Genomic DNA, 26,249 nt, shown 5'->3' on the forward strand with positions numbered 1-26,249 from the left:
AGATGTAATGTACTTCCCTTCTGACTCGATTTAATTTTCCGCTTACACCAATTACCTCCCCCAGGAGATCTTACCTATGCTAAAGTTAATTTGTAATTATTTACTAAACAATAGTGAGTGAGGTGACTTTTTGTTTAAAAAATGGTTCATTATAATCTCATTCGTTTTACTCTTAGATGGTTGTGACGCAACACAAATAGATTCCAATGTAGGCCTTCACTCTTCCACAAAAGAAATCGGGTTCATTAAGCATATGATGCCAGAACAGAAGCCCGATGACTTTGGATTTTCTGTGCAATTCGGAGTGAACTATAAAAATGAAGTGAACTCGTTTGAAGATCAAGTAACCAAGGATTTAATAGCCGAAGGTGCAGTCACAGCAGATATAGCCTTTTCACCTAAGGAAAACGATAAAATTTATGAAAAAATGAAAGAAATGAATATAGTAGAAAAGAAAAAATTGACCCCTGAACAAGTGAGCGAAACAATTTGTACGCAGGAACCACACGAAGAGGACATATGGAGAATTATTATAGAGGGAGAAACGATCACGCATTCTGTTTCAGGAGCTTACTGTGAACCTACTCATGATGCACAGAAGCTAATTGAGCTGCGGAATTATGTATTTAGTATTGTTCGAAGTAAAGAAGAATTTAAAGAACTTCCTCTGTCAAAAGCATCATATGAGTAGGATAAAGGCTGGGATAAAACTGAATAAAGCATAAAATAATCCGAACGATTTTATTGAAATCAGTTCGGATTATTTATGTGTGAAGAATGGACTTTACCATTGCTCCGTCAAAATACATGAAGTCACTAAAAAACTAAGTCCATGAAAGATAGAATGTAAAAAGCGGCACTTCATAAGTTTAACGAATCGTTTCACATTAGTTGTAAAATCGCACCTTGTTTGGTTCTGTTTACTGTTCTTCATTTCACTCTTATATCGTCTTAGCCAGAACAACGTATAGATGGTTCTTAGGAGCAGATATTTGAACATATAGGTTTAGATGGTTCTCTGTTGGTGCCACGATAAGCGTTCGAGGTTGACGCCTGGTCGATTAAAACCGGCCCCTTTACTTATGTCTCGGCGTCTTTAAAGCCATTATTTGAGATTTTTTCTTCTCTTCTTTAGCGACTTATTTATCTCCCTTTTACCGTAAACTTTGGAAATCCAAAGACAATGGCAAGAAGCCCTGCCAGCGCGATCAACATCGGATAAAAACAATAAGGTGTAATCGCAACCGGGGATATCCCTGCTACCCCTGCAACAGCTAGCAGCTGAGCGCCATATGGAATAACCCCCTGCACAGCACTAGCAAAAATATCAAGTAAACTTGCGGAACGGCGGGAATCGATGTCAAAGCGTTCAGCCATTTGCCTGGCTAAAGGTCCAGCAGTAATAATAGAAATTGTGTTATTAGCAGTCGAAAAGTTCACGAGGCTGACGAGGCCCGCAATACCAAGTTCTCCACCTTTATAAGAGGAGATCTTTCGGCTGATCATCTGAATCAAGAAGGCAATGCCTCCGTTTCTTCGAATTAGCTCCACGAGACCACCTAATAAGATAGCCAGCATCGCCAGCTCTTGCATGTTCGCAAATCCATCACCTATAAGGGTAACGTATTCTCCCAGGGCAATGTCACCTAACGATAATCCAACTACGCCTGCAAAGATGATCCCGCCGATGAGCACGAATATGACATTAATTCCGGCAACGGCGAAAACGAGGACCCCAATGTACGGAAGAACTTTTATCAACTGAAAGCTTGTATCTTCACCCATAACCGAGGCCGCATTTGCTGTTAATATACTAAAAATAACAGCCGTGACTATGGCAGCAGGTAAAACGATAAAAAAGTTCGCTTTAAATTTATCTTTCATCTGCGTGCCCTGAGTGCGGACGGCAGCTATGGTGGTATCTGAAATAATCGATAAGTTATCTCCAAACATAGAGCCGCTCACAATGGCCCCCATCGTTAATGCAAGTCCAATATCTGTTTGATCGGCTACACCGAGGCCAATGGGAGCCAGTGCGGCTATTGTTCCTGTTGATGTACCCATTGAGATCGAAATAAAGCAGCAAATAATAAACAAACCGACGAGCAGTAAATTTTCAGGAAGAATACTTAATCCTAAATTAACAGTTGAATCTACTGCACCCACCCCTTCAGCTACTGAAGCAAAGGCCCCGGCAAGCAGGAAGATAACGACCATTAAAATAATATTCGGGTGGCCTCCTCCTTCAGTCAGCTGCGTCACTTTTGTTTGAAAATCCGTTTTCTTATTCATCATTAAGCCGACTAGAATGGCGGCAAAGACCGCGACTAGTACCGGCATTTGATAAAAATCCCCGGTAATAATGCCAGAGCCTATAAATAGAATAATAAACACGCCAAATGGAATAAGTGCGAGCGGATTGGCTTTTATATCTTGATCCATTCAAATTCCTCCTTGTCTTTCGTTAATCCAAAAAAAGAGCCTTCACTTAGGAGAAGGCTCTTTTAATACCCTTCTCATCTACCAAGTTAACACTTGCTGGACTTAGCACCTTACTGAATTTTCAGTGGTTGCTGAAGCATCGTAGGACCAGGTTCCTCCGCTTCTCTTGATAAGAAAATCAACGATATTCATTTAAAATCTAGACCTACTTTACAAGAAAGCAAGGAATGTGACAAGGGTTAGATGCGCAAATGGACATAGTACTACTATTCACACTTTTCAGCCAATATTAAATATGTTTTTTAAATATAAATTCAAACTGTATATATTGGAAATTGAGGGATCAGCGGTTATGATAGAAGGAGTGTGGTTCGATAACATTTGAGAGGAGGGCTGTTCAGTGAGTATTCGTACAAAACAACGAATCTTATTTTATACGATGGGCATTATTATCATGACGTTCGGCATTGCGCTAACCATTCATTCTCACCTGGGTACTTCCCCGTTTGATGCCCTTCTTGTCGGATTATTTCGTACGTTCGGTCTTACAATAGGCAGCTGGGAAGTCGTTGTAGCCTTTACGTTAATCATTTTTAATGCAGTCGCGGAAAAGAAAAAGCCTGAATACTTTGCCATCATCACAGCACTCGTTACCGGCTTTTTCATTGACGTATGGGTGTTTTCTACAGAAGGATGGATTGCGCCAGAATCCCCGGTCATGCAGTTGATCTGTCTATTGTTTGGTCTCTTTTTTGCAGGCTTAGGAATTGCTATAAATTTGCAAGCCGATTTCGCACCTAATCCATTTGATCGAACGATGCTCGTTGTAAGAAAGCTGACAGGTTTAAATGTTTCTCTATCGAGAGCATTAGTGAGCGTTGTCCTTGCTGCGATAGCCTTTCTTTTTAGCGGGCCAATAGGAGTAGGGACTGTTATCATTACTCTCTTCAGCGGTGTGATCATCCACTTCTTTATGCCTTATGTTGCTAAAGTGGATGAGTCTATGACAGAAGGATCCATTAAAAAACGAAAAGCTCACATCTCTTAACAACCGGCACGCTTACCGGGGAGCAGGCACCGAGACTCACCCCTGACACTTCGCTCTTTTACAGCTTTTCGGTACCTGCTGCCCTTTATTTACCTTCTGCATTCGAGCTCCAAAATATATGTACTATGCTGGCCAGCAGAGCTGCGTCTAAGCTTTTTAATTCTTGCATTGATTCTATTTGCACTTTATGTTGAAAAAAACCTTTAATAACAGTGGAGCCCTTTTTATTAATCCGACCTGTCTTCTTCCAGGTAGCTTCAACCTTAATCGGTTCGTGGTCTAAGAGTTCTGCTATAATTCTGTGTTTCTTAGATGAACCATTTGATGCCCCAATTTTTCCGATTGGTTTTCCCCATTGAAAGATTGTCCACTCAAGTCCTCGCAACCGATCTCCGGATACTTGCTGGATCGTATATTCTTGATTCGTTTCTTCACTTAGGACCTCGAGATTCACTTCTTTATGTTCACGAGATGCTGTTAAACTTTCCCAATCCTGAAAATACCGGCTCATGTAACCGATTATATATTTCCCTTTTTGAATGGCCATTTCCCTTGTAGAAGAGACGCTTTTCGGGGGTATGTATGTAATCATTTTGAAACCTCTTTTCTTTAACGGTTTATTGTTCAAACGAAAAGGCTCCTTCAATTAAAACGTCTGTTCAATCATGACAGGAAGTTCCTCTATTTTCCCTATGGAATGTTCAACCTTTACGTTTCCCCAATAGTCTTCTTTTTTCCATACCCCCTGCATGCCTGCCTGGATAGCAGCCTTGACATCATTTTCAGGGTGATCACCAACAAAAAGACTATCTTCCGCTCTAGCGTTCAACTGCTTTAATGCACGGTGAAAAATTTGCGGATCCGGTTTTTTCAGCCTTTCTTTTTCAGATATAAGAATAACATCAAAATAGTGGTCAATTTTTAAAGCCTGCAAGTTATCAAGTTGAAAAGGGTCTCTTCCATTAGTAATGATGCCAAGCTGAAAGTCACTTTCTTTAAGACCTTTTAATACCTTATTTACGTTCGGAAAAGCAATACAGGACTCGTGAAAGTAACTAAAATAGTCTTTGATAAGCTCTTCCGCCCTTAACCCACGAATATGAAGCTCTTCTACCAGCTTAGGGTAAACCACTTCCTTAGGGACATATCCTTTTTCATCTAATTCAACCAATCGGTTTATGTATTTTTTCTCACCAATATGGCACAGCTGTCTGTATTTTCGGTACTGTGACTTTGCGAACGCTATTAAGGATTGATCCCTGTCTAACAATGTCCCATCTAAATCGAAAAGCACAGCTTTTATCAAATAAACTCCTCCTTATCTTGAATAATTCTACGTAAAATGAACGATCCCTTTAAAATGATGTAATGATTGTGCATTTCTATAACAGATCCATATTTTTTACAATATGCAGGGTCTTCTTCTTATTCGAACAACTCTAATGTTTTATTTCTTATATCCTCAGAATCAATGGATAGTTTTTTCGTCTGTCCCGTCTTAACAGCGATCTTATATGTGCTTAGCTACCAATTCTTTTTGTTTATGTCCCGCACGACTTCCTAACTACCTTCCCCCTTGTAATCTGCTCAGAATCATTGGCGACGATAAACGGGCAGCCGACTAGCGACTACCCTGAGCAACCTATATTTCCGGATCAAAAGTTTTACAATCAGTCTCCTCTTTCTTCGTCGCTTGATCCCCGGCATGACTGACTACATAAATTGCTTCAGCCGTACATTTGTTGCCTTTGCTCCAGTACTTACAGTTATTCACTTCGCACAAGACGTCTTTAGCCATCGGTATTGCCACCTCCCTCGCTGTTATTTTTCACAGCGGGAAGTAAATTCATGCAGAATTGATTTTGGTAATTCACGGACTATACAATCTCCAAACAATTTCCTTCACCCTTATTTTATCAACAAAAGGCTTTATTGTCTCTGCCTTCCCCTTTATAATGGGAGAAGCAGAATTTTACGAAGGAATAGGTGTATATCATGAGTTTACTCACAGTGAATAAGTTAAGTCACGGGTTTGGCGACCGTGCGATTTTTGATGACGTATCATTTCGTTTGCTTCAAGGTGAACATATTGGACTTATTGGAGCCAATGGTGAAGGTAAGTCTACGTTTATGAATATTATAACCGGTCAATTAGAGCCGGATGCAGGTGCGGTTTCTTGGGCGAAACACTCAAGAATAGGTTATTTAGATCAGCATGCTGATTTAAAACAGGGCATGACGATGCGTGATGCACTGCGCACAGCCTTTCAATATTTATTTGATATGGAACAAGAGATGAATAGTCTTTTTGCTAAAATGGGAGAAGCAGGTCCTGAAGAGTTGGAAGAATTACTTGAAGAAACAGGACGCCTTCAGGAGGCTTTAACGAACAATGACTTTTATACAATTGATGCCAAAGTCGACGAAGTAGCTAATGGCCTTGGACTGGATGAAATCGGTCTCGACCGTGATGTGCACGATTTGAGCGGAGGGCAGCGAACGAAAGTTTTATTAGCTAAGCTTCTTCTAGAGAAGCCTGATATCCTACTGCTGGATGAGCCGACCAACTATTTAGATGTCAAGCATATTGATTGGCTGCGTAACTATTTAATTGCGTATGAACATGCATTTATTCTTGTTTCTCACGACATTCCGTTTTTAAACAGTGTCGTCAATTTGATATATCATGTGGAAAATCAGGAACTCACACGTTATCCAGGCGATTATGACGAGTTTTTGCGTGTGTATGAAATGAAAAAGCAGCAGAAAGAAGCAGCATTTAAGAAACAACAGAAAGAAATAGCGAACTTAAAAGACTTCGTCGCTCGTAATAAAGCGAACGCGGCAACGAGCCGAATGGCAATGTCCCGCCAGAAAAAACTTGATAAAATGGACATCATTGAACTTGATTCTGAAAAACCAAAACCATCATTCCGCTTTAAGCAGGCACGAACGCCTGGTAAATATCTATTTGAAACGAACGATCTGGTTATTGGTTATGGTGAACCTTTATCAAAACCATTAAATTTAGCCATGGAACGAGGGGAGAAAATTGCTTTATCAGGTGCCAACGGGATTGGGAAAACCACCTTACTAAAGAGCATCCTGGGTGAAATTCAGCCGGTTTCAGGAGCCGTAGAATTAGGAGAACACCTTCACATTGGTTATTTTGAACAGGAATTAAAAGAAGAATCTAACCGCACGTGTATTGAAGAAATCTGGGAAGAATTTCGTCACTTTACCCAGCAGGAAGTACGTGGGTCTTTAGCAAAATGCGGACTCACTAAGAAGCATATCGAAAGTAAAGTGCAAGTACTGAGCGGCGGTGAAAAAGCAAAGGTCCGCCTCTGTAAGCTTATTAATAAAGAAACGAACTTACTTGTGCTTGATGAGCCGACTAACCACTTAGATGTGGATGCGAAAGCTGAACTGAAGCGTGCCTTAAAAGAATACAAAGGCAGTGTTCTTCTCATTTCCCATGAACCTGAATTTTATCAGGACATCGTTACAGATGTATGGAACTGTGAAAGCTGGACCACTAAAGTATTTCAATAAAAAAGACTGCCTCTTTTAAGGAGGCCACGAAATACTGAAGATTTATGAGAGGCAGATTACAAAAGAAGCTGGGAGATAACTGAGTAAGGCATAATATAATCCGAACGATTTTATGGAAATCAGTTCGGATTATTTATCTGCTAGGAAAGGATTTTACCCTCGCTCCTTCAAAACACTTCCCTTTCCGTGGGCACGGCCTCAGCTTCCTCGGAAAGCAAAGAGCGCTTTCCTGCGGCCGCTGTTCCTACAGGAGTCTAGCGTGTTTTGACTGCGCTAATGATCTGCGCTTACACGATTCAGCTTTTATCATTCGTTTTTTGAAATAAAAGCTTTACTTATGTCCCAGCCTCTTCTTTTAATTCCAAGAAACCTGTACCCTCTATTCCTTAATTAGTTTTAGGATTCGTTTCACATTAGCTGTGAAACTCGCCATTGCGCGTTGAGTTGGATGCCTTTGAGACCCGAAGGAGGAATCCTCATATCCGGGTCTATGCTCGAGTCAAAGATCCACTTAGTCAAGTGAATTTCTTGACCAGGTTAGCTGAGGCCGTGCCCGCGGCAAGCGTCAACAATTCCATTAAATAAAAGGGAGGTGTTTTAATAGCCTCTCTTTTTTAGAGCAGTCTTTTTAATCAATTTTAAGTGCCAGTTTCAAAAATTCAACGAGCATTTCAGATTGCTCTTTCAACTTTAAATCTGAAGCGGGTAATATAGCATGATCGAGAGCCAGACCGTCAATATGAGCAATAAGTGAACGAGCTAACGTTTCGCTGTCGTATCGATCACTGAACTCCCCGCTTTTCTGTCCCGCCTCAAAGATATTCGCATAAAGAGTAATCCCGGAAGCATAGCGCTGCTGACCGAATTTTCTTCGTCGCTCATCATTTCTCCCGGTAATAAAAAACTCTAAATTACTAGGAGCAAGCGGATCCATTTGATTATCGGGCACCCGATCTTCTCCAAATAAGTACGTCAGCAGTAAATCCCAATATGATTCCTCATCTTCTAGTTTTAGGGACGTATCACTTACTTCCTCGTTTAATAAAGCTTCGTATAGATCTTCTTTGCTCGAAAAATACTGATAAAGACCGCCCCTGCTGACTTTCGCTTCCTCCATAATATCTTTCATTGTGGTTATGGTATATCCTTGCCTGCTAAACACCTTTTTGGCTGCTGCTAAAATATCAGCTCGTCGTTGCTCCAGGTGTTCCTGGCTGACTTTCGGTGCCATGGACTCTTCCCCTTTCTACTTTATTTTTCGCTAAATACCCTGTGAACGAAATAAGAACGAGAATTGAGGCCGTGACGATAAAAGTTGGGACCGCTCCAAACTGACTAGCGAGCCATCCCCCAAGTAAAGGACCAATAATTGTAGCTATTGTCATTACGCTATTTATCACGCCGAACACTCTCCCTGTCATGTGAACAGGTGTTTCAACTTGAACGGTTGCCTGAAAAGGAACAAAAATATGACTGGCCGCAAACCCTCCGGTCAAGCCAAACAAAGGACCCCATAAGATAGAAAAGGCAACGTCAAAATAAGTACAAACGCCCATCATGGCAAAACTGATTCCCAACCCGCTTACACCGGCTAACATATTAGGAAACGCTCGATAATCCGTTTTTTTCGCCAGCCGCCACCCTGCAAGGAACATCCCGAGCCCTGACGCTGTAACAATGTAGCCGAATAAATCTGGAGAGGCGGTGGACAGATCGCGAATGAGAATAATAATTTGTGAATCGGCTAATTGTAAAATCAATAAACTGACTCCTAAAAAGGCTAAGCCCATCACGATAAAGGAGTCTCGTTGGATAAAAGAAAGTCCTGTGAGGAACTCGTGTTTAAAAGTGAACCGATGACCTTCTTCCCCTTGTTCTTCATTTAAAGTTTCCAAAGATTTTGGCAGTAGAAAAATAAATATGGCGGAGAGAAAAAAAGAAGCTGAATCAATAAAAAAAACGATTTTCGCCCCAAAAGCCGCTACTAATAAACCGCTGAGAAGAGGCCCCATAACCTTTGTACTAGAATCAATCATCGAAGTGACCGACATCGCACTTTTCATGTGCTCAGGTGCTACCAGCTCTTTTAACTTACCATTTTTCGCTGGAACAAAAACAGCTGAAAATGCGCCTATAGTAAACAAACATAAATAAACGAGCCACAATGTTTCCGCAAAAGCAAGCACTAGAAACAGCCCAGCCCTCACGAGATCTGACATCATCATCAGCAGTTTCCGGTTCATTCGATCTGCAACTGTGCCTGCTGCGGGACCAAGCAGAGCCATAGGTAACGCCAGACATAAAAAAACGAGTGAGACTTGCATTGGTGTAGCTTCCCACTTTAAACCTACCAGCGTAATGATGGCTACAATACTCAGCCAGTCCCCGAGGCTTGAAATCACCTGCGCAGTCATTAACGTTACATATCCCCTATTTTTACTTAACTTCATCCCCGTACCGCCCCCATAAAGACACCAATGTCGTTTTTATTATTATAACGACACTACCGTCGTTTTGCAAATGTTTCTTTTAAAAGTAATCAAACCTAAATGGTCAAACCATGCCTGTATAACAACTAAGCTATATGTAAAAACTAACGATTACATTATTTTACCAAAAAACATGATAAGGTAAATTCCCCCATATACTATTTATAGGAAATACGTGAAAGGAGGTCTTCCACCTTGCTCAAACGAACGAGAAAACATATTAAACAATTAAAAAGAAGCATCACCCAGTCATTGAACACCCCTGGCCGTCCCACGCTTCCTCAAGATGAATTAAACATCATTGAACGTATTCGAAAAGCTGCAGCGGCAAATAATCAAAATAATATTACGAGAACCCAGGCTTATTTCAACTTTTATCAAAACCATCCTGAAGTCCATTGGGCACTGCTGGCTCACCTCGTCTCACGTAATGCCGGATGGAATATGACTGATCTCAAAGGAGAGTATTTACCAAAGTTGTTAACCGACCAAGAACAAGTCGACTTCTTCGCTTTCTTAGAACGGGGCAATTGGCTCATCTTTCAGGATGCTTATCCTCAATTACTGTTATATGAAGAAAGCAAGAAACAGAAGCGTCCACTCTTCCACTTGCTCGACCCGCTTAACATTTCTAAGTTTATGAAGCCTTTCTGGGAGAATATGTGGTCTAATGAACGGAAAGAAGAGTTGACCATTGCTCTAATCATAAATGAGCAGCAGTATATTGAAAAACGGGTGATCCATAATACACACTACAAAAATAAAGTGCTCGATACGATCATGTTTAAACTGCAGGACGTTTTAGACTTCAATCACATCCTTATACCATACACTACTCCTCTGCAGCAAAAAACAAAACTGGTTGGTGGAACGGTACATCACTTTTCATCAGTGGAAGACCGAATTACTTTAGGGAAAGGATTATACGATTTACTTTTTTCAGTTCAAAGTAGGCTGACTCAGACCGTCAAGTGGGCCGAGACAAACCCTCATACAGGTTCACGTAAAGATTACTGGCCCGACCTTTTTAATGATGTGAAAGAATCCACCCCCGGACAAGTGCATGAATTAAAAAGCAGCCCATGTTCACTGCAAGTAAAAGCCTCACGTATCTATAGTCCTTCCCTCCCTTCTGTTTGGAAGGATTGGGAGCACAACAAAGCTGAGCCGGGTGATTGGTACCCTAATAAGAAGATGTTTCATTTCGTGAAACAACCGATTAAACAACTAAGCGGTGATATTGAGAAGACGTATTGCGAGACGATTGAAGAGCTGGAGATGGCTGCTTTTACAAAAAATACATTTTTCCATAAAAAATGATCTACTGCTAGAAGGAGGCTTTTTCATGAAAAAAGTCTTGATTATTGGTGATCCTGGTGTAGATGATGCCTTTGCTATAATGTATGCTCTCCGGCATCCTGAAATAGAAGTGGTAGGAATTGTGTCGGGCTATGGAAATGTTAGTCAACAAGATACTGTACGCAATACAAAGCTTTTACTGGATCTTGCAGATCTGGAGGAGATCCCGATAATTCTCGGTGCCGACAGACCGTTAACCGGGGAAGAGCCTCAATATTTTTACGATGTACACGGTAATTATGGCCTGGGCGGACTCATTCCTGACTCTCCCGCTTCCATAAAGGTGTATCCCCTTACAAAAGTATATGAATTGATAGATGAGCACGGTAAAGATCTTACTCTTGCCAATCTCTCCCGCCTAAGTACTCTAGCTCTTATGTATTTACATCCTGAAAATAATTTGGATCAAGTGGATCAAGTGCTCATTATGGGGGGAGCTTTTCACGTACCAGGCAACGTTACACCCCTAGCCGAGGCCAATGTTTACGGCGATCCTCAAGCCGCCAAAGTTGTTGCAAAGCATGGACGTAATTTAACCTTTATCCCTCTAAATGTAAGCAACCGCGCTATTATTACCAACGAGGTTATTGATTACCTTGCACAGAACTCCAGTTCTCCTTACACTCCTATTTTAGAACCAATTATGAGCTATTACAGTAAGCAGTATGAAACTATTATGCCCGGAATCAATGGCGCCCCGCTGCATGATGTTACTCTTTTTTCCTATTTGTTAAATCCAGATCGGTATTTTACTGTGAATCGGCAAGTACATGTCACAGTAGATGGTCCTTCGAGGGGATTAACACATGCCGATTTTCGTCCTAACCCTAAAACTTTAGATAAGGATCCTATCCATACGATTGTCGTGGATTTTGATTCATCTTTTTTTGTAAAAGATTTCATCAAAATAATGAGTTAATAATGATACGAGAACAAAGTACACCATTACCGTATAAGATAACAGTACGAATAAAATTTTATAGGTAGTGATCAAAACGATTTTGGGGAGTCGAGAAGAGGCATGATTGGCTTTAAATAAATAACGCCCTTACGTTTAAATCGTAAGGACGTTCCTTTCTAACTGAAAATATTAGGGTCATAACGTACGGAAGATCGTTCTGCTTCTTTACAATTATCGCAAATGGTACGAATCGCCAAACCATGTTCCCCTTCCATTTGAACGGTTTGCGCCTCATCCGCATCATTTAGAACATCAGATCCCAGTTGAGAAACATCCGATTGTTTTGCATCCAGTTCGCCTACTTGCCGATTACATTGACGGCAGTAATATTTAATTTTCATCTCGTTCCTCCTCGAGAGGTGTTGATGCTAGTTTGTTCGAGATGAAATCCAGTTATGCACATTCGACGAAAAGTTCATTTGTTGATCAGCGCAAAAGTGATATTAGCAGCGGTTTTTAATATCGTCAGCGTATTAGCTCTAATGATTTTCGATGACCGTATGATTTCACATATGGAGGTACATGAAAATGATTCACACTATTAAAACGGGAGAAACATTATCCCAAATATCAAGGGACTACCGCACTCCTCTTCCCTTACTTATTCAAGCAAATCCTACAATTGACCCAGACATGATTTATCCAGGTCAAACGATCACCATCCCCGGTCTTCCAGAACCAGACACTCTTCCTTATACGATTGATATTTCTATTAATAACCGTCAGCTTAAGCTGCTTAAAGATGGAGCAGTTGTGAAGCAGTATCCAATTGCGGTTGGCCGCATGCTTCATGGTACACCTGTCGGAGATTTTGTCATTATTAACAAAGCACCTGACCCAGGAGGACCTTATGGAACGATGTGGATGAGTTTGTCGAAGCAGTACTACGGAATTCATGGGACAAATGATCCCAGCTCCATCGGAAAAGCTGTATCCCTCGGTTGTGTACGTATGTATAATGAGGATGTTGAAGAATTAGCCCAAACGATTCCAATTGGAACACGAGTATCCATACACCCCTAGAAAAAGCCAAAACGGTTTAGGGTTAATGATTTATAATTTCGTTCTCACAACCTTTCTAAGTAAATGAGAGAATAACTAACTCAACATTATACCGAAGATTCCTGGGGGAACAGCATGAATCGACACTCCTTCAGGGAAGCGTTCTTTGCTTCCGAGGCTACTGAGGTCGTGCCCTACAATTTGACCGAGCGGAGTACATTCGCTTTCATAAAAACATCTGAACGGTTTTCTTAAAACCATTCGGATGTTTTTATGATTTATGCCTTTATAATGTGCTCCGGCATCAATCGTATTGATAGATGTGTCTGCTTACTCAGGACGAGGCAAGTATTTCGTATAATAAGCGGCTACGAAAAATAACACAAAAATGAGCACCCAACTGATTAACCCAACAAAATCAAATAAGTAAGCGAGTAATGAGAGGATAGGGATGGACAAAAAGACGCCGGGGCCACGTAACTTCTCGGTCCGCCTTTTGCATTCACGCTTTTTCTTTTCTTATAAATAAAAATAATCGCTGCAGTGATGAGCAGGAGTGTTATACCCACCATGAAAAATTCCATTAATATCAACTTCTCCTCTCTTATTTTAAATACTAACAATAGAATCGGACACGCAGGGTATTATCGAAGTCAAACTGCGCACGATCCTGAGGGAACACCGGGAATCAAAACTCCCTTGGAAATCCGTGTATAAAAGAAACGATGGTTAAAATCCTTTTTTGTCACATAAATAATCCGAACTGATTTCAATAAAATCGTTCGGATTATTTTGTGAGTTATTCAGCCTCCTGCTGCTTATTCATTTTCTGCTAAACGGTCTTCAATCTCAGCCATAATAGAACCAGCTTCTTCCCAATTACCACTGGAAAGAGCACTTTGATACTGCTCGAATAATCCTGAAATTTCTTGTAAAATCTCTTCGGACTCTTGAATCGCTTCCCCACTCTCAGGTGGTGCTTCTTCTTCTAGTTCATCTTCATCAACTTCCACGTCCGGATCAATTAAACTGAGCATCCGCTCGAGCGCTTGATCAAACGTCGGCTCCATAACAATTTCATCACCGTAAGCAAGAATCACCTGCTTCACTTCAGGTAATGAGGTCTCATTAGAAGATTCAATATAGATCGGCTCCGCGTACATTACGGTATCTTCAACCGGAATCGCAAGCAGGTTGCCGCGAATCACTTCTGAGCCGCCTTGAGACCACAAGTTCAGCTGCTGAGAAATTGTGCTGTCCTGGTTAATACGGTTCTCAATTTGTTGAGGTCCATACACGTTACGCTGTTTCGGGAATTGATAGACGAACGTTTCTCCATAATTTCCCCCATCATTTCGAACGCCCATCCAGGCAACCATATTTTGTCGGTTTCTCGGTGTGTAAGGAACCATTAACACAAATTCTTCCTCATCATATTCAGGAAGCTGCATCGTAATATAATATGGTTCCATTTCTATATCTTCGTTAAAATATTTTTCAGTTGGAAACTGCCAGTAATCTTCACGGTTATAGAAAACTTCCAGGTTGGTCATATGATACGTTCCGTACATATCTGCTTGAATTTTAAATAAATCGATCGGGTAACGGAAGTGAGCTTGCACATCTTCTGGAATTTCCTCTGTAAACAGCTCAGGAAACATGAGGTCGTACGTTTGCAGTAAAGGATCTTCTGGATCTACAGCATAAAAGTTAACTTCACCCGTATAGGCATCAATTTCCACCTTAACAGAGTTTCGAATATAGCTGTTATCCCCTTCATACGGTTCTGAGTAAGGATAACGTTCCGCTGTTAAGTAGGCATCAAGCATCCAGGCTAAACTGCCGTCTTCTCGCACGAAAATATATGGATCTTCATCATATTCAAAGAACGGCGCGATTCTTTCCACGCGATCCATAATGTTACGTGTTTCTAAAAACTGACTGTCACTAGAAAGTTGATCTGACACGAACATACGAAAAGATCCTTCATTGATTGAGAACAACAAACGATTGATGCCAGATAACGGTATTCCCGTGTCCGCTTCATAGCGTGTAGACATATTTTCATCGCCTGCTGGATAATCAAATTCATCTACTTCACTATTGACGATGACATTACGAGAGTTTTCTTCGCCAAAGTAAATTTCAGGCCGGGTAATATCTATATCTCCTTCAGGCGGTAAATTCTGCAGCATGTACTCCGGCTGACCCTGAGAAGTAATTTCATTCACATCACTCATCGCGACGCCGTACCCGTGTGTATACCTTAAATTTTGGTTCACCCACGTTTTAGATTGGGAGGGCAGATCAGAAGTATTCAGTTCTCTTGCCCCGAGGAAAACCTGCTGGTACTCTCCATCCACTTCATATCGGTCCACATCTATATCGTTGAACTGATAGTATGTTCGAAATGTCTGCAATTGATTGTAAATGTCCAGAATAGGACGCGCATCATTTATTCTTACGTTATTAATGGTTAATTCATTTCGTTCAGTCATCGCTTCATCAAGTGATTGATTCCCAGGATGCTCCCGTTCATCAATATCTTCCAGCTCATAAGCGGCGCGCGTAAAATCCAGATTATGCTGAAGATAAGGACTTTCTTTTGAAAATTCATTTGGGGATACGACGTAATTTTGTACAACGATCGACGCCCCTTGCGCTATAATCGCAATCCCGAAATAAGCAATTACCGGAATGAGCATAGATTTTAAGTTCCCACGAATTAGTGAAATAATCATCCAAATCGCACCGATGACCGCTGTACCTGCCATAACATAAGAAGCAGGGATATTAACGATCGAATCTGTATAACTTAATCCGTGCACAACACTCTCCTGCACCATGTTGACTTGATTCGTCAGCAGCGTTTCGTAAGGTTCAAGCAAATGGGAGGCAGCCAGCAACAGTCCAATAACCCCTACTGTGGCCCCCATATGAACCTGAGCGAGCCGGCTGCGGCGGTACATATGAAAGGTAGAATAAAAACCCATTTCAACAAGCAGCAAAAAGATCGCTAATCCTAAAAGTGTGAAAACAGCAAACTGCAGGAATGGCAGTTGGAACATGTAAAAGGAAAGGTCCATGGAAAAGTGCGGATCCGTTTGTCCGAACGAGGCATGGTTAAGAAATTTTAACCACAGCTCCCACCCTACACCCTGCACGATGCTGCTCCCTACCAGCCCTACAAAGATCGCAAGACCAGCGACGGTCAGCCGGCTCCATTTTTTCTCACGGATAAAAGCGGGCAGCTGAGTCGGGGTAAAATGAGTCATATAAGCTTTTCTAATCCAGGACAACGTAAAATACGTGCTGATAAAAAACAAGAAAAAGCCTATTAAACCTAGCAGCACTTTACTTCCTAATATCGTAATATACACATCTTTAAAACCGTGCGTATCCATCCATATGTAATCTGTAATCCAGTAGACGGACAGCCAGCCGATGAAAGCCAGGACCAATAAAACACCGATTAACTTACCGATGAACGAGCCCAACTTTTTCATCTTTCTAGCTGCTTCTGGGTTGATGTTTCTTGTTTGTTTATCCAATCTTCTCCTCCTCTGCGTTCATTCTCTCTACTTCTATACGAATGAACGATGCTTTTGTTTCATTTTTTGAGCCGGTTTGTTATAATTCATAACCTTCTTTCACGTTCACCTGATTTTATATTTACATCCATTAATGAACTCTGCCCTCCAAAATGATCTGTCCGAGACGGCAGTGAAAACATTTCTTTTACCCAAATCGTTTCTTTTTCCCCCGCTTCAAGGGATATATGATGAGGACCTGCCTTATTCAATAATGTAAAAACATCTACAGGAAAGCCCTCATACCTTTCAGGCTGAAATTCCAATTCAAAATCCACCTCTTCCTGACTGTGGTTTTCAAAGTTCAACTCACATTCCGTTTCCAGCGTGGTCGAATCAATCATTTCATACGAGCACTCACTATTCTCCTTGTCATAAGAGACCGCATATATACCAGAAGCTACCGTATGCTGTACACCTAAAATCGTTAGAGAAGGAACGAAACTTGAAATAATTAGAATAAGAAGAATCATACGTACCTTGTATTTATTAAACGCCTGTATCAGGATAACTACACCTACTATAAGCAGTACCAGCGGTATAAGGGCTAAGAAATTCATGGTCTCATTTTCAAAAAGTACATTAGACCGTTCATGAGGGTATGGAAAATTAATAAACATTGCGGCAAGCAAAAAGATTAAACCTAGATAAACCTTTCTTTTGTTTTCTACAATAATTTTTTCATCAACTCCTTGTCTGTTTTTAAAACACGTCTTCAATAAAATTTATGTAACTGTCATCTGTTTCATTAACTATCCTTTAGTTTTACAGCTTTTGTTACCATAAAGGTATTAATAAATGGGTCAAGCGGCCGGTTCCCGCCAAAATCATCTTCATAAAAACCAGTAATCACAAATCCAGCCTCCACTTCTTTATCGGTTAAACCTGTTAAACTTGAAGAAGGGACAGAATGTTTAACCACTAGATTACCTTTCAGCTCTTCTTCTTCATCAAAGATAAATAAAAGAGGATTCGTAAACCCTGAAATAAGTGTGCCATTTGGTTTTAACACGCACGCGATAGGTTTCCTTCCACACTGGTAAAATTTGTTCCACAAATAAGTTCGAGACGGGATGGACAATTAGATCAAACGCTTCATTCTCAAAAAAGTGAAGATCGCTCATGTCCCCTTGAATAGTTTCAATTGATAATCCATCTCTATTTGCTACATATTTATCCTGCTCCAGCTGAGCTTCTGAAATATCCACGACTACTACCTCAGCGCCAGCTGCTGCCAATATCGGCCCCTGCTGTCCTCCACCTGAGGCTAAACAAAGAACTTTCACTCCTTCTAATGAAGCAGGAAACCATTCTCTAGGCACAATTTTCTCAGTAGTTACCGTAATTTCCCAAGCTCCTCTTTTTGCTTTTTCAACAATATCTTCAGAGACAGGCATTGTGTAGGTTGCTTGATCTTTTACTTTTTTATCCCAGGCTGAGCGATTGTGATTAATTATTGTCATTTGAATGAACTCCTATCTTTTTTTATAATATATAAAATCCTTCATCTTAAGCGGCTTACTTAAACAGCTTAAATATGAAGTTCCGGATCCGCTCATCTTTTTATTACTAGTTGATTCTCTATACATTTACTTCTACTCTGCGTGTTGAAATTCCTTTAAAGCCAACTGCATCTTTTGGTATTACCCAACTCGCCATTTATATTGCTAACTTAAAACCCTTACCGCAATTCGGCTTCGAGCTGAGGACCCCAAAGGTTTACAGGAATATTAAAAATATGCCAATGTGAAGTAATTCTTATTAGAAGTATCATTTTTTAAAAAAGGTGTGTTGATTGTTTACAAAAGGGGTATGAATGATATAGGTTTAGCCTCATACTAAAACGAAATATGCCAGCAAAAGGAGGAAAAGCTCTTGTCTACTCAACAATCTACTACTCATCCTCATAATGAAGAACACGAAAAAACCTATACAGAAGATGAGAGTTCACCTAAAGATGAGAAAACGATTATATTAGGCCTGGTCCCTGCACCCGAATTGGCAGAGAAATTCGCCTACAAGCTTGCGGATAACCTTCCAAATTTGTTAAATGATCACATTGATGAGCATATTGAATGGGAGATTAAAGTACTGACCGATCCTCTGACTGGCGGAACAGAAGATGCAGAGGAAATCATGGAAAAAACCAATGAATTTAAAGAAGACCATAATTGGGATTATGCTATCTGCATCACCGACCTTCCCATTGTTTCAAAAGGCCGTATGGTGGTTGCTGAAGCTAGTAATGAACGAAAGACGGGCTTCATTTCGTTCCCTTCTCTGGGAGCATTTCCATTGCAGCGCCGTCTGCGTGAATCCATTTTTCAACTTACAAGTGAGATTCATTATGGAAGTCCAGCTCCTGAAGATAATAAAGAGGAAGAAAAGAAAACACGAAGCCAGATGCGTAAACAGCGTGAGACCGACCGTCTCGTAGGGAAAAGTCTGACCGAACGACTGTCTCCTATAGAGAAAACGCATTTTAGTGAAGACGAAGATGATAATGGCGTTCGTTTTTACAATAAGCATAAATCTACAGGACGCATAAGACTTCTTTCGGGAATGGCATTAGCTAATAGTCCCTGGACCATATTTTCTTCATTCAAAAGTGTTATTGCAGTTGCCTTTGCGACTGGTTCTTATGGACTTATTTTCCCAACACTTTGGCAGCTTAGTGATGGGTACAGTATTTTACGATTTATCGCTTTAATGATCACAGCTATGATCGCGATGGTCGTCTGGATTATTGTGGCCCATAATTTATGGGAAAAACAAAACAGTGAGAGTTCGAAGTATTTAGTAACCCTTTATAATTCAGCTACCCTGCTCACTTTATCAGTCGCCGTACTGTTTTACTATCTCGTTATTTTCGTACTTTTTCTTTTAGCAGTTATTCTTTTTGTTCCAGGAAACATACTTGAACAGACTTTAGGTCATTCCCCGGGGGTTATCACTTACATTTTACTGGCCTGGCTTGCCAGTTCGGTTGCTACTTTAGCAGGCTCTTTAGGTGCCGGACTTGAAAGTGAAGAAACGATTCTCAATGCTACTTATGGCTATCGTCAAAAGCGCCGCAGGCAGGAAAAGCAAGAAAATTAAGAGAAATAAGAGGAAGCAGTAAATACTGGGCTGAATAGATGAAGGCCCTCCTGCACACGTTAATCAAAAAGGAGGTCCTTACCTTGAACATACAACGCGCCCAAGAGATTGCAGCTTCCCCCGTCATGGCAAACGTAACGTTCAATAATGCCCCCATCTACATTCAACATGTCGATGAGGAAAAACAAACAGCAAGAATTTACACGTTGAATAATCCAGAGAATGAGCTCGAAGTATCTTTATCCGAAATACAAGAACAATTTCAGTAAACAGAAGAGTAAAGCAGTGATGTTATAGAACTAACATAAGTTTAATCACAGATGATCAGGAGTCAAAGTGCGAAGATTCGTGTAGGAACAGCTCGAGTTGAAGATCCTTCGGGAAAGTGGTCTTTGCTTTCTGGGGAGTGTGTGGCCGTGCTCTTGGCAGGAGAAGTATTTTGGAGTCCATTGATAAAAAGACCCTTGAAAGATAGAATTTAAAAAGCGGCCTGCGTGAAAATTACTTCCACGCAGGCCGCTTTTTATCTTTTAACAGGTATGTATCTTCTATTCCTTCCTACGTTTATCGGTTTATTTCACATTAGCTGTGAGGAGCATAATTTTTAACAAACGAATGAGTTTTAGGTAAATCTGATGCTGCTGAGCGTTCGAAGGGACGTCCAGCGCTAGCCGAAGTTCCACTTAATTCATACCATTTTAGACATGGGTTTCGCCTCAAGATTTAGTTTTACTATAGAGAAAACATATTAAGGCTTGTTTCTTGATTACAAATCCATTATGATGGGAATAGTGATTTTTTTTAAAGAGGAGCGTATCTATGAAACGATCCATTTACGGATTGACCTTTGAACAACTGACAGACTGGATTTTGGAGCACGGTGAGAAGAAGTTCCGTTCAAAGCAAGTATGGGACTGGCTTTACCAAAAACGGATTACGGACTTTTCACAAATGAAGAATGTTAACCAATCCTGCATCGATCTTCTTAAGGAACACTTTACGATCGAAACGCTCAACGAAGAAATTAAGCAAGAATCGAAAGACGGAACGGTTAAATTTCTATTCAAATTACATGATGGCAACGTCATTGAAACCGTATTGATGCGCTTTAACTATGGACTTTCCGTTTGTGTAACGACGCAGGTAGGCTGTAATATCGGCTGTTCATTCTGCGCCAGCGGTGTGCTGCGTAAGAACCGCGACTTATCAAGCGGAGAAATTGTTGAGCAAATCATGCAAGTGCAGCAGCACCTTGACCAGCAGGGAAAAGATGAGCGGGTCAGCCATATTGTTGTAATGGGCATTGGTGAGCCATTCGATAATTATGAAAACTTAATTGACTTCCTTAAAGTCGTGAATGATCAAAAAGGATTATCTATTGGTGCTCGTCACATTACCGTTTCTACAAGCGGCATCGCACCAAAAATGTACGAATTTGCTGATGAGGGGATCCAAATTAACCTTGCCCTGTCGATCCATGCGCCAAACAATAAACTTCGTACACAAATCATGAAAATTAATCGCGCATATCCATTAGAAAAGCTGATGCCTGCGATCGATTACTATTTAGAAAAAACAAACAGACGGATCACGTTTGAATATATTTTACTAAAAGATGTGAATGACCATAAGAAAGAAGCGGAAGAACTTGCGGATCTCCTTAAGGATAAACGCCATTTATCCTACGTGAACTTAATTCCGTACAACCCCGTGGCAGACAACCCTTATGAACGAAGTGAGAAAGAGTCCATTCTTACGTTCTACCAAACGTTAATGGACCGCGGCATTAAGTGTGGTGTTCGTACGGAACACGGTACTGATATCGATGCTGCATGCGGACAATTGAGAAGTAAACAAATTGAAAAAGAAAAAGCACGTAAAAAGAAAATACTGCAAGAGAACTAAAAGCATGAGGCATATTGCCTTGTGCTTTCTTATTTATCTAAGACTTTTCATATCTTATGTGCTTTTTTTCATGGTATTATTTTGACGGATCGAGGACGTACCTTCGTTTTTACATAAATAAACCGAACGACTCTCAGTAGAATCGTTCGGTTTATTATACACATTATTCAGTTTCACTCCCGCCTGGAATGCCCTTTTAAGAAGGGTGCAGGACATTTAATATTTTGGAATACTTCATATATAAATAATCTTTATGCTGATCTGGCATTTGAAAGTTCTCAAAAGCATAGTCTATTAATTGTCGTGTCTCTGTGTATGCGATGTTTTGAGCTTCACTCTTTAACGTGATGACAATCACTTCTCGTCCATTTTTACTCGCAGAAGTGGCTAGTGTAGTACCCGATTGATCAACATAGCCTGTTTTCCCTCCTGTGACGTCGGAGGAATTTTTATCTAATAACAACTTGTGGTGGGACATAATGGTAGTTTCCCATGATTCTCCTTCCCACTGTAACTCTTTCGTACCAAAGTATTCCTTGAACTCTTTATTTTTCAGTGCATATTTTGTTAACTTTGCTAAATCTCTTGCTGTTGTCATATGGTGTTCATCATATAAACCATGCGGATTTGTAAAGTTGGTGTTCTCTAATCCTACTTCGTCTTCTAAATAAGTCGTCAATTCTTTTGCAAAGCGTTCCTCACTTCCAGCCATATGCTCCGCGATAGCAGTCCCGGCGTCATTTCCGGAATTAATTAATAGCCCTTGGACGAGTTTCTTAAGAGAAACTTCTTCTCCTTCCTCTAAGTAGACTCGCGTGCCTTCCACATTGGTGGCTTCTTCACTAACCGTCACTTTATCATCTAATTGACCTTTTTCAATCGCATAGATGGCTGTAGCCATTTTAGTTAAACTTGCGGGATACATTTGGCGGTCTGCGCTTTTTTCAAATAAAGTCAATCCAGATTCCTCATCGATGACGATGGCTGCTTCGCTTAATAGTTCAGGGGGCTCTGTAGTAGTCTCTCCTGAAGCGGTAATCGTCTGAGTGGAAGCCAGCAAAAAGCTGATCATTATGATTATTACAGATTGTCTAACAAACAAAATGTTCTCTCACTCCCTTTTGGTCAAGTCAGTCGTCTTCATACTCTTTTTTTCTCTATTTAGAATTATGTCGCAAAAAGGGGGTTTTTGTCGAGTTTTATATTTTGGTAATTACTAATTTTAAAAGAATTGTAATATTAAATTTAACAAATTCGTCACTGCTCCGTTCTCAAAGCTAATGAATTTACGAAGTTTTTCAGCTATACTAGGCTTGAACCACTACAGAAAAAGAAGGTGAAAGTTTGTGCAGATTAATAAAAATTTTAACTACGTGCCCTGGGTGATCGGGCTTTCTATTGCAATAAATGCCATTGTTGTTACCTTGCTTTTCATCCCTGAAATTGAGGGGGGGACAAGCTTTGATATTCATCTGCTTCCTCTACTCAATGCCATATTGAACTCGTTTACGTTTGTGTTTTTGTCAGCTGCCTTATTTATGATTCTCCGCAAAAATATTACGTGGCATAAACGATTTATTTTTGCAGCTTTTACAACAACTGCTTTGTTTCTCATCTCTTATTTGACGTATCATTCGATGTCTTCGTCTACGTCGTTTGGAGGAGAAGGCTTCGTTGCGGCAGTTTATTATTTCATCCTGATCACTCACATTGTTCTTGCTGCGGTCATTGTACCTCTGGCATTACTAACGCTGTTCCGCGGGTTAGCCATGAAGGTGGATAAACACCGAAAGATTGCACGTTGGACAATGCCGCTTTGGCTGTATGTGAGCTTGACTGGTGTAATCGTCTATTTGATGATCTCACCGTACTATTAAGGCCCTTCTAACGAAAAAACCTCGCCTGGAATATCATTCCAGGCGAGGTTTTTCACGCTCCAGGGGTGTCTTCCAAATCATCAATCCGTTTTTCAAGGTACTGTGTATCTTTTCTCGCATTGAATTTCTCAGCTTTCTCTACTTTCACTCCAACGTTATAGTCCGGAATTTTGGAGAATTTTTCATAACGGCCTTTCGGTAAAAGAAAATTCCCTTCTGGAAAATGAACGCCAAGATTGCCGCTTGCGATTTGATCAATCTTCGCCCGACCTTGAAAAATGCCATACTGATTGTATAAAACGATGGCTTCTTCATTTTCAATTCTTAAGTCACGGGCATCCTCTGGATTGATCAGAACATCATAACGCTCAGCCCCGTTTAACGGATCGGTTTCTTTGTAAACCATGGAGTTGAATTGTTTACCGCGTCGTGTGGTCAGATAAAAATCACCCGGCTTCTTCTGTAAGTCAGGAATGTCTACTGGAATTAAGTTTCCTCTCCCATCTGGTGTCGGACAAATTCCACCTTCGCACAGCCAAGCACCGCCCCATTGAAAGACATCACCTTGTTTTTTCAAGTGCTGCACACCTTCATAGCTTGGGTTTGCTTTAGCGATTTCCTCCCGAATCGCCTGGCCATCTTTAAATTCTACTAAATGCGCCGTCTCTGGCTTAACACGTTTAGCAAGGTCAATATAAATCTTCCACTCGGCCCGCGCTTCTTCGATTTGATTCTTATTTCCTTCAATTTCCGGGGAAAAGTACACCATTCGTTCAGTAGAAGTGGAAGTTCCTCCTCCTTCTTGTTCATAACGCGTTTTAGCCGGCAAAACGATCACTGCTTCTTTGGCATCTACCAGGGTTGAAGTATTCAAGATAATATCCTGATGAACACGGATATCTAATGCCGAGAGCGCTTTTTCGACATAATCCGGATCTGGCATTGTTTCCAAAAAGTTTCCGCCAGATAAGTAATAAAGCTTGATCTTTCGTTCATGATTTTCAGGGAGAAGAATATTTTCAAGAGTTACGCCTACCACATCTCCCTGCCATTTAGGCAGTTCAAATCCCCAAAGGTCTTCCATCCGTTTTATGTTCTCTCCTTTAAAGTCTCCGCCTGGCAGTACGAATGGATCTGCTCCCATTTCTCCGCTTCCCTGCACACTTGAATGCCCGCGAAACGGCATAAGCCCGCTGTATTTTCGACCCAAAAATCCACGTAATAAAGCAAGATTGGCCACTTGGGAGATGTTATCTGTAGCAAATGAATGCATTGTTAATCCTAAAGCCCAGGCAAAGACAGCATTCTTGCTGTTTGCCAGCAATTCTGCCAGCTCAATGATCCGTTCCTTCGTCACCCCTGAAGAAAAAGTGATTTCTTCCCAGGATTGATCACTTACATTTTGTCTTAATTCATCAAGCCCGTTGACGTGCTGCTCAACAAATGCATGATTAACCGCAGAACCATACTCGTCTGCTTCCATGTCAAACCAATGTTTCATAATTCCGTGCATAAAAGCAATATCCCCGCCGATGTTAATTTGATAAAAATCATCGGCCACTTTTGTTCCGAACAACGCTGATTCTGTATTCGATGGAATCCAATATTTATCCATAGCTGGTTCTCGATAAGGATTAATAACGATAATTTTCGTCCCTTTTTTCTTTGCTTCAAGCATGTACTTTGTAGAAACCGGTGAACTATTCGATGCTACGCTTCCCCAGAATAACAATACGTCCGTACCGATCCAGTCCTGATAATTAGCCGTGGATGCACCAACTCCAACGGAACGCTTGAGTGCTGTTTTACTAGGGGAATGACAAATACGGGAAGCGTTATCCACGTGATTCGTGCCTAGAAATCGAGAAACTTTAGCAGCGACGTAATAGGATTCATTAGTAATGCCTCTCGAAGTTAAGTAAAAGCTGTACTGCTTTGGGTTAAGCTGTTTCATTTTATCTGCAATCATATCCATAGCATCTTCCCACGTAAGACGCGAGAATTTTCTATCTCCTTTTCGGCGTATCATCGGGTAAGGAATCCGCCCCAGCTCTCTTAATTCAGTACTGGAATACTTTCGCAGTTCCTCAATATCGGAATGCAGAATTTCTTTATTGATCGCCGGCATTGTATTTAAACGAAGCACGTTTAATCGTGTGGTACAAATATGCGGCCCGGTTAACGTTTGATCGTAAAGACCTGATACGCCTAAAGCACACCCATCACATACTCCTTTTGTAATAATGTTTTTGGCATACCCGATATTATCTTTATTGTCCCATGCCACCTTCATCGTATCGCGGATATGTTTGGGTTTAATTTTGCCTAACCCAAAAGGTATTGGGCTTACCCAATGCTTAGGTGCCGGCATTTTAGCTTTTTTTATAGGGCCGTTATGTTTTGTTTGTCCCATGACTTGATAACCTCCTTCAAGATTTCTCTCCATAAAAAAACCACCGTACAACCCATCACATAATGGTGCGAAGAGCTTGTGCCGGTGGTTAAGTCTTTAGCAGGATCGCTGCGAAGTGCCAAACCGCTTATTTCATTGTTGAAAACTTTTGTTCGATGTCATCGTTAAACACAAAGATGGACATCCCAAAATCTTTTTCTATGTCAATATCTACGAAAAGATCTACAAACTCACTTTGAAGAAATTCCTCCATCTCGACAGGATGATTGTTACGATACATTTCCTTCACCATTTCAGTGCGTGCAGCACGCAGCATCTGCTTTCCATCTTGACCGTTTGCGATAAACTTCTCTACTGGAGATAAATTGCCCTCCATTTCACAAATCGCCCAGTTCTTACAAAACGTCGTGCTAATTTTCCTTGGCCCTTTACCCATATGCTTTTTCCGAAAAGATTTTACGAGATTACTAAATTCCGCTTCGTATTTATTCATAGCTGTTCAACCTTTT

At 40.8% G+C, this 26,249-nt stretch carries 23 protein-coding genes, 1 pseudogene and 1 riboswitch; of the genes and pseudogenes, 11 read left to right on the top strand and 13 right to left on the bottom strand.

Annotation, left to right across the window (positions count from 1 at the left end; all coding sequences use genetic code 11):
- Window positions 1-130: 130 nt before the first annotated feature.
- Window positions 131-691 (top strand): hypothetical protein, encoded by a 561-nt coding sequence (locus ACGTNH_RS12570; protein WP_394587213.1) that lies wholly within the window; start codon window positions 131-133, stop codon window positions 689-691.
- A 452-nt stretch (window positions 692-1,143) separates the two neighbouring features.
- Here ACGTNH_RS12570 and ACGTNH_RS12575 read toward each other — a convergent pair whose 3' ends face one another.
- Window positions 1,144-2,442, bottom strand: coding sequence for a Na+/H+ antiporter NhaC family protein (locus ACGTNH_RS12575; protein ID WP_394587215.1), 1,299 nt, complete (start codon window positions 2,440-2,442; stop codon window positions 1,144-1,146).
- A 71-nt stretch (window positions 2,443-2,513) separates the two neighbouring features.
- Window positions 2,514-2,618: riboswitch (SAM riboswitch) on the bottom strand.
- A gap of 224 nt (window positions 2,619-2,842) precedes the next feature.
- On the opposite strand from ACGTNH_RS12575, the gene ACGTNH_RS12580 reads away from it, so the two are divergent.
- Window positions 2,843-3,490, top strand: coding sequence for a YczE/YyaS/YitT family protein (locus ACGTNH_RS12580; protein ID WP_394587216.1), 648 nt, complete (start codon window positions 2,843-2,845; stop codon window positions 3,488-3,490).
- A gap of 85 nt (window positions 3,491-3,575) precedes the next feature.
- On the opposite strand, the gene ACGTNH_RS12585 is transcribed toward ACGTNH_RS12580, so the two are convergent.
- From ACGTNH_RS12585 to ACGTNH_RS12595, 3 genes are all read right to left on the bottom strand, one after another.
- Window positions 3,576-4,082 (bottom strand): hypothetical protein, encoded by a 507-nt coding sequence (locus ACGTNH_RS12585; protein ID WP_394587217.1) that lies wholly within the window; start codon window positions 4,080-4,082, stop codon window positions 3,576-3,578.
- A gap of 54 nt (window positions 4,083-4,136) precedes the next feature.
- A complete protein-coding gene (locus ACGTNH_RS12590) occupies window positions 4,137-4,796 on the bottom strand; it encodes an HAD family hydrolase (RefSeq protein ID WP_394587219.1) in 660 nt (219 codons plus the stop codon).
- Window positions 4,797-5,132: 336 nt separating this feature from the next.
- Entirely contained in the window at window positions 5,133-5,288 is a 156-nt protein-coding gene (locus ACGTNH_RS12595; RefSeq protein WP_394587221.1) for a DUF1540 domain-containing protein, read from the bottom strand.
- Window positions 5,289-5,485: 197 nt separating this feature from the next.
- Here ACGTNH_RS12595 and ACGTNH_RS12600 point away from each other — a divergent pair, with 197 nt between their 5' ends.
- Entirely contained in the window at window positions 5,486-7,045 is a 1,560-nt protein-coding gene (locus tag ACGTNH_RS12600) for an ABC-F family ATP-binding cassette domain-containing protein (protein WP_394587222.1), read from the top strand.
- A 628-nt stretch (window positions 7,046-7,673) separates the two neighbouring features.
- On the opposite strand, the gene ACGTNH_RS12605 is transcribed toward ACGTNH_RS12600, so the two are convergent.
- Together ACGTNH_RS12605 and ACGTNH_RS12610 are read right to left on the bottom strand one after the other, a co-directional pair.
- Window positions 7,674-8,276: a TetR/AcrR family transcriptional regulator gene (locus ACGTNH_RS12605; RefSeq protein ID WP_394587224.1), complete on the bottom strand. Its 603-nt coding sequence runs from the start codon at window positions 8,274-8,276 to the stop codon at window positions 7,674-7,676.
- Window positions 8,230-9,495, bottom strand: coding sequence for an MFS transporter (locus ACGTNH_RS12610; RefSeq protein WP_394587225.1), 1,266 nt, complete (start codon window positions 9,493-9,495; stop codon window positions 8,230-8,232). The genes ACGTNH_RS12605 and ACGTNH_RS12610 overlap by 47 nt, the downstream gene beginning before the upstream one ends.
- A 234-nt stretch (window positions 9,496-9,729) precedes the next feature.
- Between ACGTNH_RS12610 and ACGTNH_RS12615 the strand changes: the two genes are divergently transcribed.
- On the top strand, window positions 9,730-10,854 hold the full coding sequence (locus tag ACGTNH_RS12615; protein WP_394587226.1) for a DUF2515 family protein: 1,125 nt from the start codon (window positions 9,730-9,732) through the stop codon (window positions 10,852-10,854).
- 25 nt (window positions 10,855-10,879) lie between these two features.
- Entirely contained in the window at window positions 10,880-11,812 is a 933-nt protein-coding gene (locus tag ACGTNH_RS12620; protein WP_394587227.1) for a nucleoside hydrolase, read from the top strand.
- A 158-nt stretch (window positions 11,813-11,970) separates the two neighbouring features.
- On the opposite strand, the gene ACGTNH_RS12625 is transcribed toward ACGTNH_RS12620, so the two are convergent.
- Entirely contained in the window at window positions 11,971-12,195 is a 225-nt protein-coding gene (locus tag ACGTNH_RS12625) for an anti-sigma-F factor Fin (RefSeq protein WP_394587228.1), read from the bottom strand.
- A gap of 54 nt (window positions 12,196-12,249) precedes the next feature.
- Between ACGTNH_RS12625 and ACGTNH_RS12630 the strand changes: the two genes are divergently transcribed.
- Window positions 12,250-12,399: a hypothetical protein gene (locus ACGTNH_RS12630; RefSeq protein ID WP_394587229.1), complete on the top strand. Its 150-nt coding sequence runs from the start codon at window positions 12,250-12,252 to the stop codon at window positions 12,397-12,399.
- Window positions 12,383-12,877, top strand: a complete 495-nt coding sequence (locus ACGTNH_RS12635; RefSeq protein WP_394587230.1) for a L,D-transpeptidase family protein — start codon at window positions 12,383-12,385, stop codon at window positions 12,875-12,877. Before ACGTNH_RS12630 ends, ACGTNH_RS12635 begins: the two co-directional genes overlap by 17 nt.
- Before the next feature lie 797 nt (window positions 12,878-13,674).
- On the opposite strand, the gene ACGTNH_RS12640 is transcribed toward ACGTNH_RS12635, so the two are convergent.
- The 3 genes and pseudogenes from ACGTNH_RS12640 to ACGTNH_RS12650 all read right to left on the bottom strand — a co-directional run bounded on the left by ACGTNH_RS12640 (window position 13,675) and on the right by ACGTNH_RS12650 (window position 17,909).
- A complete protein-coding gene (locus tag ACGTNH_RS12640) occupies window positions 13,675-16,407 on the bottom strand; it encodes a UPF0182 family membrane protein (RefSeq protein ID WP_394587231.1) in 2,733 nt (910 codons plus the stop codon).
- An 86-nt stretch (window positions 16,408-16,493) separates the two neighbouring features.
- Window positions 16,494-17,078, bottom strand: coding sequence for a hypothetical protein (locus ACGTNH_RS12645; RefSeq protein WP_394587232.1), 585 nt, complete (start codon window positions 17,076-17,078; stop codon window positions 16,494-16,496).
- A 116-nt stretch (window positions 17,079-17,194) separates the two neighbouring features.
- A pseudogene (locus ACGTNH_RS12650) lies at window positions 17,195-17,909 on the bottom strand (class I SAM-dependent methyltransferase).
- Window positions 17,910-18,321: 412 nt separating this feature from the next.
- Here ACGTNH_RS12650 and ACGTNH_RS12655 point away from each other — a divergent pair.
- From ACGTNH_RS12655 to rlmN, 3 genes are all read left to right on the top strand, one after another.
- Window positions 18,322-19,545: an MFS transporter gene (locus ACGTNH_RS12655; RefSeq protein WP_394587234.1), complete on the top strand. Its 1,224-nt coding sequence runs from the start codon at window positions 18,322-18,324 to the stop codon at window positions 19,543-19,545.
- An 83-nt stretch (window positions 19,546-19,628) separates the two neighbouring features.
- Window positions 19,629-19,814 (top strand): small acid-soluble spore protein H, encoded by a 186-nt coding sequence (locus ACGTNH_RS12660; protein WP_394587235.1) that lies wholly within the window; start codon window positions 19,629-19,631, stop codon window positions 19,812-19,814.
- Window positions 19,815-20,364: 550 nt separating this feature from the next.
- Window positions 20,365-21,450, top strand: a complete 1,086-nt coding sequence (gene rlmN / locus ACGTNH_RS12665) for a dual-specificity RNA methyltransferase RlmN (protein WP_394587236.1) — start codon at window positions 20,365-20,367, stop codon at window positions 21,448-21,450.
- Window positions 21,451-21,646: 196 nt separating this feature from the next.
- Here rlmN and ACGTNH_RS12670 read toward each other — a convergent pair whose 3' ends face one another.
- A complete protein-coding gene (locus ACGTNH_RS12670; protein ID WP_394587237.1) occupies window positions 21,647-22,552 on the bottom strand; it encodes a D-alanyl-D-alanine carboxypeptidase family protein in 906 nt (301 codons plus the stop codon).
- Between the two features lie 244 nt (window positions 22,553-22,796).
- Here ACGTNH_RS12670 and ACGTNH_RS12675 point away from each other — a divergent pair, with 244 nt between their 5' ends.
- Window positions 22,797-23,327: a DUF420 domain-containing protein gene (locus ACGTNH_RS12675; RefSeq protein WP_394587238.1), complete on the top strand. Its 531-nt coding sequence runs from the start codon at window positions 22,797-22,799 to the stop codon at window positions 23,325-23,327.
- Between the two features lie 52 nt (window positions 23,328-23,379).
- Here the strand turns inward: ACGTNH_RS12675 and ACGTNH_RS12680 are convergent, their stop codons facing one another.
- Window positions 23,380-25,740: an FdhF/YdeP family oxidoreductase gene (locus ACGTNH_RS12680; RefSeq protein WP_394587239.1), complete on the bottom strand. Its 2,361-nt coding sequence runs from the start codon at window positions 25,738-25,740 to the stop codon at window positions 23,380-23,382.
- Window positions 25,741-25,867: 127 nt separating this feature from the next.
- Window positions 25,868-26,233 (bottom strand): Na-translocating system protein MpsC family protein, encoded by a 366-nt coding sequence (locus ACGTNH_RS12685; RefSeq protein WP_394587240.1) that lies wholly within the window; start codon window positions 26,231-26,233, stop codon window positions 25,868-25,870.
- Window positions 26,234-26,249 lie beyond the last annotated feature (16 nt).

The sequence above is a fragment of the Halobacillus sp. B23F22_1 genome (genome assembly GCF_043497005.1).
In the GTDB taxonomy this organism is placed as follows: domain Bacteria; phylum Bacillota; class Bacilli; order Bacillales; family Halobacillaceae; genus Halobacillus_A.

Bases quoted from the DNA above. Each gene is read 5' to 3' on its own strand.
- ACGTNH_RS12575 (WP_394587215.1), bottom strand. From the start codon at position 2,442: ATGGATCAAGATATAAAAGCCAATCCGCTCGCACTTATTCCATTTGGC.
- ACGTNH_RS12585 (WP_394587217.1), bottom strand. From the start codon at position 4,082: ATGATTACATACATACCCCCGAAAAGCGTCTCTTCTACAAGGGAAATG.
- ACGTNH_RS12595 (WP_394587221.1), bottom strand. From the start codon at position 5,288: ATGGCTAAAGACGTCTTGTGCGAAGTGAATAACTGTAAGTACTGGAGC.
- ACGTNH_RS12600 (WP_394587222.1), top strand. From the start codon at position 5,486: ATGAGTTTACTCACAGTGAATAAGTTAAGTCACGGGTTTGGCGACCGT.
- ACGTNH_RS12605 (WP_394587224.1), bottom strand. From the start codon at position 8,276: ATGGCACCGAAAGTCAGCCAGGAACACCTGGAGCAACGACGAGCTGAT.
- ACGTNH_RS12610 (WP_394587225.1), bottom strand. From the start codon at position 9,495: ATGAAGTTAAGTAAAAATAGGGGATATGTAACGTTAATGACTGCGCAG.
- ACGTNH_RS12620 (WP_394587227.1), top strand. From the start codon at position 10,880: ATGAAAAAAGTCTTGATTATTGGTGATCCTGGTGTAGATGATGCCTTT.
- ACGTNH_RS12625 (WP_394587228.1), bottom strand. From the start codon at position 12,195: ATGAAAATTAAATATTACTGCCGTCAATGTAATCGGCAAGTAGGCGAA.
- ACGTNH_RS12630 (WP_394587229.1), top strand. From the start codon at position 12,250: ATGCACATTCGACGAAAAGTTCATTTGTTGATCAGCGCAAAAGTGATA.
- ACGTNH_RS12635 (WP_394587230.1), top strand. From the start codon at position 12,383: ATGATTCACACTATTAAAACGGGAGAAACATTATCCCAAATATCAAGG.
- rlmN (WP_394587236.1), top strand. From the start codon at position 20,365: ATGAAACGATCCATTTACGGATTGACCTTTGAACAACTGACAGACTGG.
- ACGTNH_RS12680 (WP_394587239.1), bottom strand. From the start codon at position 25,740: ATGGGACAAACAAAACATAACGGCCCTATAAAAAAAGCTAAAATGCCG.
- ACGTNH_RS12685 (WP_394587240.1), bottom strand. From the start codon at position 26,233: ATGAATAAATACGAAGCGGAATTTAGTAATCTCGTAAAATCTTTTCGG.